A 15,193-nucleotide genomic window follows, 5' to 3' on the forward strand; every position below is an offset into this window, starting at 1 on the left:
ATGGAACACACCTGGCGCTGGTTCGGGCCCGACGACCCGATCACCCTCGACGACATCCGCCAGACCGGAGCTACCGGCATCGTCACCGCCCTGCACGAGATCCCCAACGGCGAAACCTGGCCTTGCGAGGCAATCGCCGAGCGCAAAGCGTTGATCGAAGCCTCGGGGCTCACTTGGTCGGTGGTCGAAAGCGTGCCGGTCCACGAGGACATCAAAAAGGGGCGCGGCGACTGCGAGACCTACATCGCCCACTACCAGCAGACATTGCGTAATCTGGCGGCCTGCGGTATCGACGTGGTCTGCTACAACTTCATGCCCGTTCTCGACTGGACACGCACCGACCTGGCCTGGCCGCTACCCGGCGGTGGCACCGCGCTGCGCTTCGAGCAAACCGCCTTCGCGGCCTTCGACCTGTACCTGCTCGAACGCCCCGGCGCCGAACGCGACTACGATACCGCCGAACGCGAGGCCGCACGCCGCTATCTCGAAACGCTCGACGAAACGGCGCGCCAGCGACTGATCGACACCATCATCGCCGGGCTACCCGGCGCCGAGGAACACTACACTCTGGCGCGCTTTCGCCAGGTGATCGCCGAGTATGCCGAGATCGACGCCGCCCGCTTGCGCGCCAATCTCGGCCATTTCCTGAGCGCCATCGTGCCGGTGGCCGAGGAGGTCGGCATTCGCCTGGCGATCCATCCCGACGACCCGCCCCGCTCGCTGTTCGGCCTGCCGCGCGTGGTCTCGACGCCCGACGACGTTCAATGGATCCTCGATGCCGTGCCCAGCCCTGCCAACGGCCTGACCTTCTGCACGGGTTCTTATGGTGTCAGCGACGCCATCGATCTCGTGGCGATGGGCGAGCGCTTCGCTTCGCGCATCTACTTCGCCCACCTGCGCGCCACGAAGCGCGAGGCCGACCCGCGAACTTTCCATGAGGCGGCTCATCTCGATGGTGATGTCGACATGGTCGGCGTGATCAAGACCCTGCTCGACGAGGAACGTCGCCGCGAGGGTGACGGCGATCCACGACTGCCGCTACGCCCCGATCATGGCCATCACCTGCTGGATGACCTATCGCGCGAAACACGCCCGGGTTATCCGTTGATCGGGCGTCTCAAGGGGCTGGCAGAATTGCGAGGAATAGAGATCGCCATCAAACAGCTATGCGCTTGAAGCGGCGTCCGCTACGCAAAGCCGGGGCACGATGGTAAGGTGGAAGGCCTGCAAAACGGTCAGGATTCCCGCCATGCCAACACTCTTCGGCAAGCGCGTGTTACTCGGCATCAGTGCCGGTATCGCCGCTTACAAAAGCGCTCAGCTCGCCCGTCTATTGAAGAAGGCGGGCTGCGAGGTGCGCGTGGTCATGACCGAAGGCGCGCAGACGTTCATTACCCCGCTGACGCTTCAGGCACTCACCGGCGAAGCGGTGCGCACGTCACTGCTCGACCCCGAGGCGGAAGCTGGCATGGGGCATATCGAACTGGCGCGCTGGGCGGACGTGATCCTCGTCGCGCCGGCTACCGCCGATCTCATGGCGCGCCTGGCGCATGGCCATGCCGACGACCTGCTCACCACCCTGTGCCTGGCCAGTGAGGCGGAATGCGTCATGGCACCGGCGATGAATCAGGCCATGTGGCGCCATCCCGCGACCCAAGCCAATGCCGCGACGTTGCGCACCCTGGGTTGGCGCCTGCTGGGCCCGGATGGAGGCGAGCAGGCATGTGGCGATGTCGGCCCCGGCCGCATGCGCGAGCCGGAAGCGCTGGTCGCCGAGCTTTCGATGGCGCCCGAGGATGCGCCTAGCTCCACGGCGCCCGACGTCGCGCCGGCTGTGCGCGATGCCGAGGCGTTGCGGGTGACGATCACCGCCGGGCCGACCCATGAGGCGCTCGATCCGGTGCGTTATCTTTCCAACCATAGCTCCGGCAAGATGGGCTATGCCCTGGCCGAGGCGTGGGCCCGACGTGGCGCCCGCGTGCGCTTGATCAGCGGGCCGGTCGCCTTGGCGACGCCCCTGGAAGTCGAGCGCATCGATGTGACATCGGCCAGCGAAATGCTTGCCGCCGCCGAACACGTCGCCACCGAGAGCGATATTTTCATCGGCTGCGCGGCGGTCGCCGACTACCGCGCCGAACACGTCGCCGACCATAAGCTCAAGAAGACCGATGCCAACGAGACAATGACGCTCACGCTGGTCAAGAATCCCGATATCGTGGCCGAGATCGCCGCACGTTCATCGCGCCCGTTGGTAGTAGGCTTTGCCGCCGAGACCCGTGATGTGGAACGCTATGCACGCGATAAGCTGACCCGCAAGGGCCTGGATATGATCGTCGCCAACGATGTGTCCCAGGCCGGGCTCGGTTTCGGCGCCGACGACAACGCCGCTTTATTGCTGTGGCGTGACGGCGATGACACCGACAGCCAAGCATTGCCGCCACAGCCCAAGACCACCCTGGCCGATGCCATCGTCGACCGGGTATTGACGCTTTACGCCCACCGCGCCCCCGCGGCGCACGACTGACGGACCCACTCTCATGTCAGATGCCTCGTTGTCTGCCGACACGACCTTGTCGGTGAAGATTCTGGACGAACGCGTACACGACTTCCCGCTTCCCGGTTACGCCACCACCGGCAGCGCCGGTATGGATTTGCGCGCCTTGCTCGATGGCCCGCTGACGCTGGCCCCGGGCGACTGCGAGCTGGTGCGCACCGGCCTCGCCGTGCACATCGGCGATCCGGGACTTGCCGGCATGATCCTGCCGCGCTCCGGCTTGGGGCATAAGCATGGCATCGTGCTGGGCAATCTCGTCGGCCTGATCGACTCCGACTATCAAGGCGAGCTGATGATCTCGGTCTGGAACCGCGGCAACCAGACGTTCGTTCTGGAACCGGGCGAGCGCTTGGCACAATATGTACTTGTGCCCGTGATACAGGCCAAGCTCGACATCGTCGAGGACTTCGCCGCCAGCGAGCGCGCTGGAGGTGGCTTCGGTCACTCCGGCCGTCATTGAGTTCGGGCGGGCGACGCTGACGGTCGCCCCGATGTTCAAGGCCACACGGCCATCGACTTGAAGGGATTCACCATGAGCCAACAAGCTCCCAATACATCCATCAGCGCGTCCATTTTCCGCGCCTATGACATTCGCGGCATCGTCGACGACAGCCTGACCGAGGACGGCGTCGAGTTGATCGGTCGTGCCATCGGGGCCGAAGCCGCCAACCGCGACGAAGCCACCGTGGTCGTCGCCCGCGACGGCCGCCACTCGGGTAAGCGCCTGCAAGCGGCCCTGATCCGTGGCCTGCGCGACGCGGGACGCGATGTGATCGACATCGGCATGGTGCCCACGCCGGTGCTCTACTTCGCCACGCACACGCTGGAGGGCACCAGCTCCGGCGTCATGGTCACGGGCAGCCACAACCCGCCCGACTACAACGGCTTCAAGATCGTGCTAGGCGGCGAAACGCTCTCCGGCGACGCCATCACCGCGCTTTATCAGCGCATTCAGGACGACGCGCTCGGGGAAGGTGAAGGTAGCCTGCGGGAAATGGATGTGCGCGAGGCATATCTCGAACGCATCCTCGGCGATATCAGTCTGAGCGGGAAGATCAAGGCCGTGGTCGACTGCGGCAACGGCGTGGCTGGCGAGCTCGGCCCGCAACTGATCGAGCGCCTGGGAGCGGAAACGATACCGCTGTTCGCCGAAATCGACGGCGATTTCCCCAATCACCACCCCGATCCCGGTAAGCTGGAAAACCTCGAGGACTTGATCCGCACCGTCAAGGAAACCGGCGCGGACATTGGCCTGGCCTTCGACGGCGATGGCGACCGTCTCGGCGTGGTCACGCCCAAGGGCGAGGTAATCTACCCTGACCGCCTGATGATGGCCTTCGCCGAGGACCTGCTGCAACGTAGTCCCGGTGCGCGCATCATCTTCGACGTCAAGTGCACCGGCAACCTGGCCCAGGTGGTCGAGAATGCCGGCGGCACGCCCGAGATGTGGCGCACCGGGCACTCGCTGATCAAGGCGCGCATGAAGGAAACCGGCGCGGCGCTGGCCGGCGAAATGAGCGGCCATATCTTCTTCAAGGAACGCTGGTACGGTTTCGACGACGGCCTGTATGGCGCCGCGCGGCTGCTGGAAATCCTTGCCAAGCAACGCGCCACGCAGGGTCTGGACGCCGACGCCTTCTTTGAGCGCTTCCCGCAGGACCTCAGCACGCCAGAGCTCAATGCCAAGGTCAGCGACGAGAACAAGTTCGCCATCGTCGACAAGCTCGCTCGGGAAGGCGACTTCGGCGACGACGGCGTGAAGACCACCCTCGACGGCATCCGGGTCGACTATGCCGACGGCTGGGGCCTGTGCCGCGCGTCCAATACCACGCCCATGCTGGTGCTGCGCTTCGAGGGCAAGAGCGAGGAAGCCCTGGCACGCATTCAAGGCCAATTCCGCGACGCCCTCAAGCAGGTCGCCCCCGAGGCCGATCTCCCCTTCTGATGCTCGGCGGCCGGTGCCTGAGCACCGGCCGCTTCCAAGGAGACAACCTTCATGAATGAACACGCACGCGACCCGCGTCTAGTGGTCGAGATCCTGTCGGAGGCGCTGCCTTACATCCAGCGCTTCTCCGGCAAGACAGTGGTAGTGAAGTACGGCGGCAACGCCATGACCGAAGACACCCTGATCGACTCCTTCGCCCGTGACATGGTGCTGATGAAGGAAGTCGGCATCAATCCGGTGGTGGTGCATGGCGGCGGCCCGCAGATCGGCGACCTTCTCAAGCGTCTGAACATCGAGTCGCGCTTCGTCGGCGGCATGCGTGTCACCGATGCCGAGACCATGGACGTGGTCGAGATGGTGCTCGGTGGGCTGGTCAACAAGAGCATCGTCAACCTGATCAACCGCAGCGGCGGCAAGGCCATCGGCTTGACCGGCAAGGACGGCGCACAGATCACCGCACGCCAGTTGCGCGTCGAGCATCAAAGTCCAGAGATGACCGCCCCGGAGATCATCGACATCGGCCATGTCGGTGAGGTCGAGCACATCGCCACTGACCTCATCGAGATGCTCACCGCACGCGATTTCATTCCCGTGATCGCGCCGATCGGCGTCGATGCGGAAGGTCATAGCTACAATATCAACGCCGACCTGGTCGCCGGTAAGGTCGCCGAAGCACTGAGTGCCGAGAAGCTGATGCTACTGACCAACGTCGCCGGGCTGATGAATGCCGAGGGCGAGGTCATGACCGGCCTTTCCACCGCCCAGGTGGACGCCATGATTGGCGATGGCACCATCCATGGCGGCATGCTGCCCAAGATTCGCTGCGCGTTGGATGCCGTCAAAGGCGGCGTGGCCAGTTCGCATATCATCGACGGCCGCGTGCCGCATGCCACGCTACTGGAGATTTTCACCAACGCCGGTGTCGGCACGCTGATCACCGACATCGAAAGCACCACGGACTGACACTCTCCTCGCACCCGGGACGGTGCGCCGCGATGCGCGACGATTTGTCGGCATCCCGGCAGCCCATTAGGATGGGCTAACACGATTCCAATAGAAGAATATCGATGACGCAGGAAACACCTAAGCAAACTCGCCGGGAGCAGATCCTCCAGGCGCTGGCGCTGATGTTGCAGGAGGACAGCGGCAAGCGGATCACCACCGCCGCGCTGGCCCGCCAGGTCGGCGTCAGCGAAGCCGCCCTCTACCGGCATTTCCCCAGCAAGGCGCGGATGTTCGAAGGGCTGATCGAATTCATAGAGGAGACGCTGTTCGAGCGCATCCGTCGCATTCTCGATGAAGAGCCGCAGGCACTGGCGCGCTGTCATCATATTCTGACACTGCTGCTGGGCTTCGCCGAAAAGAACCCCGGCCTGTGTCGGCTACTCGGTGGCGATGCCTTGACCGGCGAGACCGCGCGCTTGCGCGTGCGCATGACGCAGCTCTTCGACCGCCTGGAAACCCAGCTCAAGCAGATCCTGCGCGAAGCCGAGATTCACGAAGGCTTGCGCACCACGCTACAGGTCTCGGCCGCTGCCAACCTGCTGCTGGCCACCGCCGATGGGCGCATCACGCAATACGTGCGCAGCGACTTCCGGCGCCTGCCCACCGAGCACTGGGAAGATCAGTGGCAGATGCTCTCCGCCCGCCTGCTGGTCGCTATACCGCACCCTGCCCACGTGTAGACGCTGCATACGATAATGCCCGGCACATGGCCGGGCATTATCGCTTTCGCGGACTGATCGTCTCGCGTCTATCTTTTCGAATTAGCGCTCAAACTCAGGCAGCGAAGGAGTCACCGAGCTGCTGCTTGATCTTCTTCATGGCGTTCTTCTCGAGCTGGCGAATACGCTCGGCTGAGACGCCGTACACGTCGGCCAGCTCATGCAGCGTGGACTTGGACTCGGAAAGCCAGCGACGCTTGAGGATATCCTGCGAACGCTCGTCGAGCTCACCCAGCGCCGACTGCAAGCGGTGCGAGGAATCCTCTTCCCAGTCCGCAGCTTCGAGCTGCGCGGCAGGATCGTAGCGCTCATCATCGAGGTAATGGACCGGCGCCTGATAGCCCTGATCTTCATCTTCAGAAGGCGAGGCATCGTAGCCGGCATCGAACGACGAGAGACGGCCTTCCATCTCACGCACCACCTGCGGCTTGACGTCGAGATCCTTGGCGATGGCATCGACCTCATCATTGTTGAGCCACGCCAAGCGCTTCTTGGCACCACGCAGATTGAAGAACAGCTTGCGTTGGGCCTTGGTGGTGGCGATCTTCACGATGCGCCAGTTGCGCAGCACGTATTCGTGAATCTCGGCCTTGATCCAGTGCACGGCAAACGATACCAGGCGCACTCCCTGATTCGGATCGAAACGCTTGACGGCTTTCATCAAGCCGACGTTGCCTTCCTGAATCAGGTCGGCCTGAGGCAGACCGTAGCCGGAATAGCTGCGTGCGATGTGCACCACGAAACGCAGGTGCGACATGACAAGCCGCCGCGCCGCTTCGAGATCCCCCTGTTCGTACAGACGGAAGCCCAGCTCTCGCTCCTCGTCTGATGACAGCACAGCAATACGATTGACGGCCTGAATGTAACCATTCAGGTCATGGCCGGGAGAAAGATGACCCACGGGCTGAAGACTGTTGCTCATGCAGATGTCTCCATCGGTTGTTCACCCTGCGTGCGTGGCGTATCCAACATCCACGGCTGCACGGCGAAGGAATCATGTGCCTGATAACACGTATGACCCATTAGAAGGCTAACTTGAACGAAAGTTCAATACATGCCATCAGGCTTGTCAAGCCTAGCGGGGTTTGATGTCGGCAAGATGACGGCCGACGGCTAACCAAGCACCCAGCCAGCCAAGCAGTGTACTACAAAAACATAGCAAAACCGATCCCCCGAGGCCTAGTCGCGGCAACGTGAAGTGTGCCCCGTAACTCTCGGCCAAGGCGGTGACCGGCGCTGACAACCAATGCCCCCCAGGACCAGTAGTACGATTGCCAGCACGCCTCCCCCCAGGCCGTACCAGGCACCGCTATACAGGAACGGGCGGCGTACGAACGCATGCGTAGCCCCGATCAAGGTCACCACCTCGATCTCCTGACGACGGCTCTCCACCGCCAAGCGAATGGTGTTGCCAACCACTAGCAGCACGCCCAACCCGAACAACCCCGCCAGCGCCAGCGCCAAACGCTGCCCCAATTCAGCCAGCCGCCGCAGACGCTCCAGCCAAGCGAGATCGACACGCGCCTCGTCGACGCCATCGACCGCTTCGAGGTTACTCGCCAGCACACGCACCGCATCGGGGTCGGTATCGGCCGGAGTAACCACCACCGCTGCGGGTAGCGGATTGTCTTCCAACGAAGCCAATGCATCCTCGAGTCCGACGCCTTGCTGGAATTCGGCCAGGCCTTCGGCGGCAGTCACCAGGCGCGCTCCCGCCACAGGGGTCTGATCGCGCAGTCGCGCAGCGACATCCATCGCCGCGCGCTCATCGAGGCGCGTATCGAGATAGACGGTCACGGTCGCGCTTTCATCGAGCTCGGCATCCAGCAATCGGGCGCTGTCCAGCGCCAGCCATAGCCCGCTGGGCAACACCAGAGCGATGGCGATCGCCAGCATGGTCAACAGGCTGCTCAGCGGGCGTTTGGCGAGCCGCTGAGCACTATCGAGCCACATCGCGCGATGATGACGCAGCCAGGCTCGCGTGCGACTTTCCAGACCTACCTGAGAGGCTCGGGCGCCACGACGCGCGGGACGCTGGCTTTCAGAAGACGTCGTGCGTCGGGTCATGCCGCCTCCTCGTCGCCGACCAACCGCCCCTCACGCAGACGCAGGACACGGTGCCGTAGGCGCGTGATCAGGGCCAGGTCGTGGCTTGCAACCATCACCGTGGTACCGATTCGGTTGAAATCCTCGAACAGCCGCATGATATCGGCCGAGAGCTGTGGGTCGAGGTTGCCGGTAGGCTCGTCGGCGAGCAGCAACGACGGCTTGTTGACCACCGCTCGCGCAATACCGATGCGTTGGCGTTCACCGCTCGAGAGTTCGATGGGCAGCGCCGTTTCCCGATACAGTAGACCGACCTTGTCCAATGCCGCCCGTACACGGCGCGCCGACTCGCGGGGCTCCACGCCCTGAATCTCCAACGGCAGCGCCACGTTGGCGAAAACGCTGCGGTCGAACAGCAACTGGTGGTCCTGGAACACCACCCCGATTTGGCGGCGATAGTAAGGGATTTGGCTGAGATGAAAGCGGTCGAGGTCGTGACCGGCCACTAGTACGCGACCCCGTGAAGGCTTTTCCAGGCGCATGATCAAGCGCAGCAGCGAGCTCTTGCCGGCCCCCGAATGCCCGGTGAGGAACAACATTTCGCCCCGCCCCACCCGGAAGTTGATATCGGCGAGGGCCTCGGAGCGCCCGCCGTAACGTTTGCCGACATGCTCGAAGACGATCATACCGCTACGCGTCTCCGCCCGTGTCGCGCTCGAACAGCGCTGAGACGAAGTCCTCGGCGGCGAACGGTCGCAAGTCGTCGAGGGTCTCGCCCACACCGATGAAACGAATCGGCGTGCCCAACTGCTTGGCCAGGGCGAAGATGATGCCGCCCTTGGCGGTGCCATCGAGCTTGGTCAAGGTGATGCCGGTCACCGGCACCGCTTCGTTGAAGGTCGAGGCCTGGGACAACGCGTTCTGTCCGGTGCCCGCATCCAGCACCAGCATTACCTCGTGGGGCGCCTGTTCGTCGAGCTTGGCCATCACGCGACGCACCTTCTTGAGCTCTTCCATCAGGTGGCTCTTGTTGTGCAGGCGTCCAGCGGTATCGGCGATCAACACGTCGACACCACGCGCCTTGGCGGCGGAGAGCGCATCGTAGATGACCGAAGCGCTATCGGCGCCGGTGTGCTGCGCCACTACCGGCACCTGGTTGCGCTCGCCCCATACCTTGAGCTGCTCTACCGCCGCCGCGCGAAAGGTATCACCCGCCGCCAGCATCACACTGCGTCCTTCGTTCTGGAAACGCTGAGTCAGTTTGCCGATGGTAGTGGTCTTGCCAACGCCATTGACGCCGACCATCAGGATCACGAACGGCCCTTCACCCTTGGGCGGCAACGCCAGCGGCTGGGCAACCGGGTCGAGCAGATCCTGGAGTTCTTCTTGCAAGGCTGAGTAAAGCGCCTGCGGATCCTTCAATTCCTTACGCGAGACGCGCTCAGTCAGGCGGTCGATGATCTCGGTGGTCGCCTCGATCCCCACATCCGCCATCAGCAGTTGGGTCTCGAGATCCTCCATCAATTCATCGTCGATCTGCTTCTTGCCCAGAAACAGCCCTGCCAGACCCTCGGTGAAATTGGCCCGCGTCTTGCCGAGCCCCGACTTGATGCGTGCGAACCAACTCTTCTTCTTGGGACGCTCGCGGGGTTGCGCCACGCTGGCCGACTCGTCGATCTGCGTCGAAGTTGGTGCCTGCGGCGCTGTATCGGCCGCGTCGGTGCGCGTCTCACCCTCGTCGGGCTCGGGCTCGGGCTCGGGCTCGGGCTCGGGCTCGGCAATCGTCTCCGGCTCGGCAGCCGCCTGAGAAGATTCTGGCGATGCCTCGGCGGGGGCGACGTCCTCGGCGAGTGCCTCGGCATTGGGATCGAGCGGCCGGGCATCGCCCATGGCACCATCGCGGGGCGTTACCTCGGGGTCGTCCAAGGCTTCGCGTGCGGCCTGGGTTTCATACGGCTCGGGGACAATCTCGGCCGCCTCGCCCGAGTCGGGATCGACCGTTCCAACGGCGCGACGCGCCTCATCGTCGGTCGATTCCTCGTGACCGGTGCCGTCCTCTTCCTTGTCGAGCGCCGCCGCATCCTCTTGCGACTCATCGACGTCCTGGGCAGGAGACTCTTGCTTCTTCTTACGCTTTAAAAAACCGAACATGGGCGTGATCTACGTCTACGCGGACGACGCGCGCCACGCTCCCCGCGACACGGCGGGAATGACGCCCGGCGTCCTGAAGTGTCTGAATCGCCACATCCTATCACTGTGCGGCGGGTGGCGGTACAATCCGCTCATCATGAATCGACGTCGTTCCTCCTCCTCCAAGCGCCCTGCCCGTGGCACACGCCGCGCATCGCCGTCACGCGCAAACGGACGCTTGCGCCTCATCGGCGGCGACTACCGTCGTCGCCAGCTGCCCGTGCTCGAGCGGCCCGGCCTGCGCCCCACGCCGGACCGCATCCGCGAGACGCTGTTCAACTGGCTGGCCTTCGAGCTCGCCGGCGCACACGTTCTGGACTTGTACGCCGGTACCGGTGCGCTAGGGCTAGAGGCACTCTCGCGCGGCGCCGCTCAGGCCCTTTTCGTGGAGACCGAAAGCGATGTCGCCGCCAGCCTGAGCACCAATATCGACACGCTGGGCGCCAATGGCCATGTGCAGCGCCAACCCGCCATGGCATTTCTCGCCGGCCCCGTCACGCCCTTCGATATCGTGTTCCTCGATCCGCCCTTTCGTCAGGGCCACGCCGTCGATGCCTGCCAAGCGCTAGAGGAGCACGGTTGGCTCAGTGAGGAGGCATTGATCTATCTGGAAATAGAGCACGAGAGCGTGCCTCAGGTGCCCGCTAACTGGCAACTGCATCGCGAGGTGCGCGCCGGCGATGGCATCGGGCGTCTTTATCGCCGCCACCGCGCTACCTGACGCCCTGTCGGGGCCTGGAGACGCTTGTCGCGCGCGCCGCGCGCGCGTACGCTAGCCGCCAACGGCTCGGCAAGATTCGCCCGTGCCACTCGCATCGCCCCATCCAACGTGTAGGAGAAGTCCATGAGCCTCGAACTCTTCAACCAGCTCGAGCAGAAGGTGCAGAACGCTGTCGAGACCATCGAGATGCTGAAAATGGAGGCGGAAGAGCTGCGCGAGGAGAACACGCGCCTCAAGCAGGAGCGTGATGAATGGGAGCGCCGTCTTAACGGACTGTTAGGCAAGTTCCAGGATATCGAAGACGACACCAGCGACAACGCGCAAAGCCAGTAACCCAGAACCAATACTTCAAAACGGGAAGCGTCGTCAGTCGACCGCTCGTGCTTGGAGCGACACCGACATCAGGACCGCCGCTTCCCGTTCGCTGCCTCTCGCCTCTACGGGAGGATAGTAACCACGCCGACGCCCATCTTCGCTGAAACCGTATCGACGGTACAGCGCCAGGGCGGGCGCGTTGCTTTCGCGCACTTCCAGCAGTAAGCGCTCGGCACCGCCTTGTCGGGAGCGCGTCACGAGATGTGCGAGCAACATGCCTGCTACGCCCTGACGACGCGCGTGTGGCACCACGGTGATCGCTTGCAGCTCGGCTTCGAAGGGCAACCAGGCAAGCACCGCATACCCTAGTAGGACCGCATCACGCCACGCCCCCCAGACTTCCAGGGTGTCGTCGGCGAGTGCCTGCGCGAGGGTCGCTCGCCTCCAAGGGTGTACCTGCCCTGCTTCCTCGAGCGCCGCCACGGATTCCAGATGCGCCACAGCGAGACGCTCAAGATGCATCGTCATGTCCGGCCCAGGCCTCGCGCCATGACGCAAGCTGCGGCCACAAAGCGCGCTTGGCAGCGGCGGACGACTTAAGCTCCGACAACGACGGCAGCGTCCAGCATGGCAAGCTTAAGGTCTCGCTGCGTGCTTCCTCGAGAGCCAGTACCGCGTCCAGGGTCGTATTCTGGCCGAACACCAACAGCCGCTCGGGGCGCCAGCCGCGCCGCGCCTGGCCAGCGAGATAGGCACGCAAGCCATCGCGCGCCTCGTCCAGGGGCGCTGTCGCCGGCGCGTTATCGACGAGCGGCCATTGAAAGCTGCGGAACTCGAGCGCCACATCCACGGCAATGCCGGCCGCGCGCAGCAGGTTGCCAAGCAGTTCATGCGCCACTCGATCGGGTGCGCTAGCCTCGGGCACCAGCAGCAACCAGCGCCCCTCCAAGGCCGCGACTTGCAGGTCGTAGCGCAGCGCCGTGTGCGCCTCGGTCTCGCCGACATCCGCGGTCGGCGTCGCTGGTTCGGCTTCGGTGGCAGGCTCCGGTGCCGAAGACGACGACGCGGGCGGCGCATCACCCAGCAACAATGCCCGTGCAGATGCATTCACGACCGGCTTGCCGGTATCTCGCGACGGCGTTGCTCCCGAAGACGCCTCGCTCGAAGATGGCGTCGACGGTACCTTCGCCGCGTCGTCGAGCAGCGCTTGCAAGCGCGCACCGTGGCTCGTCGGCGCTTCGACCGGTGCCGCTTCCCATTCGCACGCAGGCGTAGGCAGCGCATTGGGCAGCCGATAACGGCTGGTCCAAGCACCAAGCCCCATAGCCTCGAGATATTGCAACCGCTGGACGTCGCCTACCATGTCAGCCTGCGCCGCCGCCTCGACAATTGGGAGAATCCGGACGCGTCGCGGCACGCTGGTGCCATTCCTCGGGCGTATAGAGGTGCAAGGCCAAAGCGTGCACCGGACCGGAAAGCTCGTCGGCGAGCAACGCGTAGACCTGCTGATGGCGCTTGACCGGCATCAGGCCCGCGAAGCGCTCGGCGACCAACGTCACCTTGAAGTGCGTTTCGGAGTCCGGCGGCACATTGTGCATGTGGCTTTCGTTCTCGACCGCCGCATGCTCGGGGTCGAGTGACTGCAGCTTCTCTTCGATACGTGCCTGAACACTCATGACACCTTCCTCCTCTGTCGGATACGCGTCATTGTAACGTTTCCCGCGGTGGGGAATAAGCATCGCTCACGCCTTGGCGCGCGCCAGCGGAATCCGCCACACACTGAGTGCCAATGCCACCACCACACTGGCACAGCCCAGCCACAGCGCATACGACAGCGAGCCCCAGGAAAGTGCCAGCATCAACCCCACGGAGGCGGTCCCCAAGGCTTGGCCGAAGGTCCGTACCGAGGCCAGCACGCCCGAGGCATTGGCGCTATAGGTCAACGCCACGCTGCCGATCATCTCGCGATTGTTAGGCGCCTGGAAAAGCCCATAGCCAACCCCGCATAACACTGCCCGCCAAGCAATCGACACGGCGCCAGACTCGGCCGTCAGCGTTACCAGGCTCAGCATCCCGAGTAGGAAGATCGCCAGGCCGAGCGACGAGATCAATGTCGGATTGAAGCGGTCGGCGAGCCGCCCCGAGAGCGGCCCTATCAGCATCAGCGCTAGTGGCCAGGGGGTGAATAGCAAGGCCGCCTCGAGCGGCGTCGCGCCCATCACCGTCTGAAACATGAACGGCAGCCCTACGAAGGTGATTCCCTGGGCAACGAAGGCCATCAGCGAGATCATCGCGGCGATGCTAAAGCGCGTGGCACGAAACATGGGCAACGGCACCAAGGGCGCATTCGCGCTTCGTTGGCGCCACACGAACAGCACCAGGCACAGCACGCTGAGCAGCAACGGCAACCAGGCACTCGTACCGCGCGCACCGTGGCCGATATGATCGAGCGAAAACACGAAACCGCTGAGCATCGAGGCCGAGAGCAGTGCCCCTAGCCAATCGAATCCCCGGGACTCGATCGTCTCGCTGGGTAGCGCGCGAATCCCCAGGATCAAGGCAAGCAGCCCCAGCGGCACGTTGATCGCGAACAGCCACGGCCAACTCGCGAAATGCAGGATGATGCCGCCCAGCGATGGGCCGAAGGCGATGCCGAAGGCCACCACCAAGGCACCCATACCGATTGCCGAGCCCAACAGCCGCGAGGGAAAGATCAAGCGATACATGGATGGGCCAATGCTCAACATCGCCGCAGCGCCGATGCCTTGCAACATGCGCGATGCTACCAGCCATTCGAAACTGCGCGACAACGCACAACATAGCGAGGCCAACACGAACAACGCCAGGCCGCCCAAGTACAGGTGTCGCCGCCCAATAAGCCGACTCAAGGCAGCAAATCCCAGCAACAGGGCCGCGCATACCAGCTGATAGACGTTAGTGACCCACACCGCGCGCGACTCGCTCACCGTCAACTCTTGCGCCAGAGTGGGCAACGCGATATTGACGATGCCGTTATCAAGCACCGACATCAACGTTCCCAACACCATCACCAGCATCGCCAAGCGGCGCTGGGGGCCGGGTAGCCCTTCGTCGCCGGGACGTGTCACGAAAAGACGCCGCATCAGCACGTCAACATACCCTTGACCTTCACCGACGCTCTCATCCCGCGACACACCGGCGGCTCAATAGCCGCCGCGCACCGGTTCTCTACACTACTCACCGAACGCGTCAATCCTCGTCGGTTTCAAGCAGCAGGCTATCGTCGATCTCGGAAATCTCGAGCGGCACTTCATCATCGAGATCCAACGCCAGATAGCTGTGTTCGACAACGAGGAACTGCTCGAACAGCGCCCAGTCGAGCGGTTCCGGCCACTGGCGCGCGTCTTCTTCCCAAGCGCTCAACTCGTTCTCGAGCAGATCGAGGTGGCGCTCGCGTACGTAAGCGGCCAGAACCTCGGGCGAGTCCATTTCCGGGATCAGGTAGACGGTGCTTTCACGCTCGACATCATCGAGGGTCAAATCGTCCTCACCGACGGTGGGCTCCAGCGAGTTGATCCAGTCAACGAACGCCTGGGTCGGCTTGACGCTCAGCGCGGAGCGGTTAAGCAGTTTCATCGGGATTCTCCTGGACAGACGGGGCACGACGCCAAAACGCCGCCATTATGGGCGCTCGAAGCGCCCCTTACCAATAATTTCCG

Annotated in this window: 16 protein-coding genes and 1 pseudogene; 8 read left to right on the forward strand and 9 right to left on the reverse strand. The window is 63.7% G+C overall.

Going from position 1 to position 15,193, the window contains the following annotated elements; genetic code table 11:
• From uxuA to slmA, 6 genes are all read left to right on the forward strand, one after another.
• Complete coding sequence (uxuA, locus tag L1075_RS07885) at window positions 1-1,176, forward strand: mannonate dehydratase (RefSeq protein ID WP_246941278.1); 1,176 nt, start codon at window positions 1-3, stop codon at window positions 1,174-1,176.
• A 73-nt stretch (window positions 1,177-1,249) separates the two neighbouring features.
• Complete coding sequence (gene coaBC, locus L1075_RS07890; RefSeq protein ID WP_246941280.1) at window positions 1,250-2,524, forward strand: bifunctional phosphopantothenoylcysteine decarboxylase/phosphopantothenate--cysteine ligase CoaBC; 1,275 nt, start codon at window positions 1,250-1,252, stop codon at window positions 2,522-2,524.
• Between the two features lie 13 nt (window positions 2,525-2,537).
• Window positions 2,538-3,014, forward strand: coding sequence for a dUTP diphosphatase (dut, locus tag L1075_RS07895; RefSeq protein ID WP_040243084.1), 477 nt, complete (start codon window positions 2,538-2,540; stop codon window positions 3,012-3,014).
• A 72-nt stretch (window positions 3,015-3,086) separates the two neighbouring features.
• Complete coding sequence (locus L1075_RS07900) at window positions 3,087-4,499, forward strand: phosphomannomutase/phosphoglucomutase (protein WP_040243086.1); 1,413 nt, start codon at window positions 3,087-3,089, stop codon at window positions 4,497-4,499.
• A 51-nt stretch (window positions 4,500-4,550) separates the two neighbouring features.
• On the forward strand, window positions 4,551-5,462 hold the full coding sequence (gene argB, locus L1075_RS07905) for an acetylglutamate kinase (RefSeq protein ID WP_040243087.1): 912 nt from the start codon (window positions 4,551-4,553) through the stop codon (window positions 5,460-5,462).
• Between the two features lie 104 nt (window positions 5,463-5,566).
• Window positions 5,567-6,184, forward strand: coding sequence for a nucleoid occlusion factor SlmA (gene slmA, locus L1075_RS07910; protein WP_040243089.1), 618 nt, complete (start codon window positions 5,567-5,569; stop codon window positions 6,182-6,184).
• Between the two features lie 94 nt (window positions 6,185-6,278).
• Here slmA and rpoH read toward each other — a convergent pair whose 3' ends face one another.
• The 4 genes and pseudogenes from rpoH to ftsY form a co-directional block, all read right to left on the reverse strand.
• A complete protein-coding gene (gene rpoH / locus L1075_RS07915; RefSeq protein WP_040243090.1) occupies window positions 6,279-7,145 on the reverse strand; it encodes an RNA polymerase sigma factor RpoH in 867 nt (288 codons plus the stop codon).
• A 153-nt stretch (window positions 7,146-7,298) separates the two neighbouring features.
• Window positions 7,299-8,290: pseudogene (gene ftsX, locus L1075_RS07920) on the reverse strand (permease-like cell division protein FtsX).
• Window positions 8,287-8,955, reverse strand: coding sequence for a cell division ATP-binding protein FtsE (ftsE, locus tag L1075_RS07925; protein WP_040243093.1), 669 nt, complete (start codon window positions 8,953-8,955; stop codon window positions 8,287-8,289). Before ftsE ends, ftsX begins: the two are co-directional and overlap by 4 nt.
• 4 nt (window positions 8,956-8,959) lie before the next feature.
• Complete coding sequence (gene ftsY / locus L1075_RS07930; protein ID WP_246894440.1) at window positions 8,960-10,420, reverse strand: signal recognition particle-docking protein FtsY; 1,461 nt, start codon at window positions 10,418-10,420, stop codon at window positions 8,960-8,962.
• Between the two features lie 136 nt (window positions 10,421-10,556).
• Here ftsY and rsmD point away from each other — a divergent pair, with 136 nt between their 5' ends.
• Both rsmD and L1075_RS07940 read left to right on the forward strand, forming a co-directional pair.
• A complete protein-coding gene (gene rsmD, locus L1075_RS07935; protein ID WP_040243365.1) occupies window positions 10,557-11,180 on the forward strand; it encodes a 16S rRNA (guanine(966)-N(2))-methyltransferase RsmD in 624 nt (207 codons plus the stop codon).
• A 123-nt stretch (window positions 11,181-11,303) separates the two neighbouring features.
• Window positions 11,304-11,513 (forward strand): cell division protein ZapB, encoded by a 210-nt coding sequence (locus L1075_RS07940; RefSeq protein ID WP_246941282.1) that lies wholly within the window; start codon window positions 11,304-11,306, stop codon window positions 11,511-11,513.
• Window positions 11,514-11,546: 33 nt separating this feature from the next.
• Here L1075_RS07940 and rimI read toward each other — a convergent pair whose 3' ends face one another.
• The 5 genes from rimI to L1075_RS07965 form a co-directional block, all read right to left on the reverse strand.
• Window positions 11,547-12,023, reverse strand: coding sequence for a ribosomal protein S18-alanine N-acetyltransferase (rimI, locus tag L1075_RS07945; protein WP_246941284.1), 477 nt, complete (start codon window positions 12,021-12,023; stop codon window positions 11,547-11,549).
• Window positions 12,007-12,912 (reverse strand): hypothetical protein, encoded by a 906-nt coding sequence (locus L1075_RS07950; protein ID WP_179861092.1) that lies wholly within the window; start codon window positions 12,910-12,912, stop codon window positions 12,007-12,009. Before L1075_RS07950 ends, rimI begins: the two co-directional genes overlap by 17 nt.
• A complete protein-coding gene (locus L1075_RS07955) occupies window positions 12,860-13,171 on the reverse strand; it encodes a BolA family protein (protein ID WP_040243100.1) in 312 nt (103 codons plus the stop codon). Before L1075_RS07955 ends, L1075_RS07950 begins: the two co-directional genes overlap by 53 nt.
• Before the next feature lie 66 nt (window positions 13,172-13,237).
• Window positions 13,238-14,617 carry an MFS transporter gene (locus L1075_RS07960; protein ID WP_040243368.1) on the reverse strand — a complete coding sequence of 460 codons (1,380 nt, stop codon included), beginning with the start codon at window positions 14,615-14,617 and terminating at the stop codon, window positions 13,238-13,240.
• 106 nt (window positions 14,618-14,723) lie between these two features.
• Entirely contained in the window at window positions 14,724-15,110 is a 387-nt protein-coding gene (locus tag L1075_RS07965) for a hypothetical protein (RefSeq protein WP_246894442.1), read from the reverse strand.
• Window positions 15,111-15,193 lie beyond the last annotated feature (83 nt).

This window comes from Chromohalobacter beijerinckii, from assembly GCF_023061185.1.
GTDB lineage: Bacteria > Pseudomonadota > Gammaproteobacteria > Pseudomonadales > Halomonadaceae > Chromohalobacter > Chromohalobacter beijerinckii.

Excerpts from the sequence above, each read along its gene's own strand:
- coaBC (WP_246941280.1), top strand. The coding sequence starts at position 1,250 with ATGCCAACACTCTTCGGCAAGCGCGTGTTACTCGGCATCAGTGCCGGT.
- rimI (WP_246941284.1), bottom strand. The coding sequence starts at position 12,023 with ATGACGATGCATCTTGAGCGTCTCGCTGTGGCGCATCTGGAATCCGTG.
- L1075_RS07900 (WP_040243086.1), top strand. The coding sequence starts at position 3,087 with ATGAGCCAACAAGCTCCCAATACATCCATCAGCGCGTCCATTTTCCGC.
- ftsY (WP_246894440.1), bottom strand. The coding sequence starts at position 10,420 with ATGTTCGGTTTTTTAAAGCGTAAGAAGAAGCAAGAGTCTCCTGCCCAG.
- rsmD (WP_040243365.1), top strand. The coding sequence starts at position 10,557 with ATGAATCGACGTCGTTCCTCCTCCTCCAAGCGCCCTGCCCGTGGCACA.
- argB (WP_040243087.1), top strand. The coding sequence starts at position 4,551 with ATGAATGAACACGCACGCGACCCGCGTCTAGTGGTCGAGATCCTGTCG.
- L1075_RS07965 (WP_246894442.1), bottom strand. The coding sequence starts at position 15,110 with ATGAAACTGCTTAACCGCTCCGCGCTGAGCGTCAAGCCGACCCAGGCG.
- dut (WP_040243084.1), top strand. The coding sequence starts at position 2,538 with ATGTCAGATGCCTCGTTGTCTGCCGACACGACCTTGTCGGTGAAGATT.
- L1075_RS07955 (WP_040243100.1), bottom strand. The coding sequence starts at position 13,171 with ATGAGTGTTCAGGCACGTATCGAAGAGAAGCTGCAGTCACTCGACCCC.
- L1075_RS07940 (WP_246941282.1), top strand. The coding sequence starts at position 11,304 with ATGAGCCTCGAACTCTTCAACCAGCTCGAGCAGAAGGTGCAGAACGCT.
- uxuA (WP_246941278.1), top strand. The coding sequence starts at position 1 with ATGGAACACACCTGGCGCTGGTTCGGGCCCGACGACCCGATCACCCTC.
- rpoH (WP_040243090.1), bottom strand. The coding sequence starts at position 7,145 with ATGAGCAACAGTCTTCAGCCCGTGGGTCATCTTTCTCCCGGCCATGAC.
- slmA (WP_040243089.1), top strand. The coding sequence starts at position 5,567 with ATGACGCAGGAAACACCTAAGCAAACTCGCCGGGAGCAGATCCTCCAG.
- ftsE (WP_040243093.1), bottom strand. The coding sequence starts at position 8,955 with ATGATCGTCTTCGAGCATGTCGGCAAACGTTACGGCGGGCGCTCCGAG.
- L1075_RS07960 (WP_040243368.1), bottom strand. The coding sequence starts at position 14,617 with ATGCGGCGTCTTTTCGTGACACGTCCCGGCGACGAAGGGCTACCCGGC.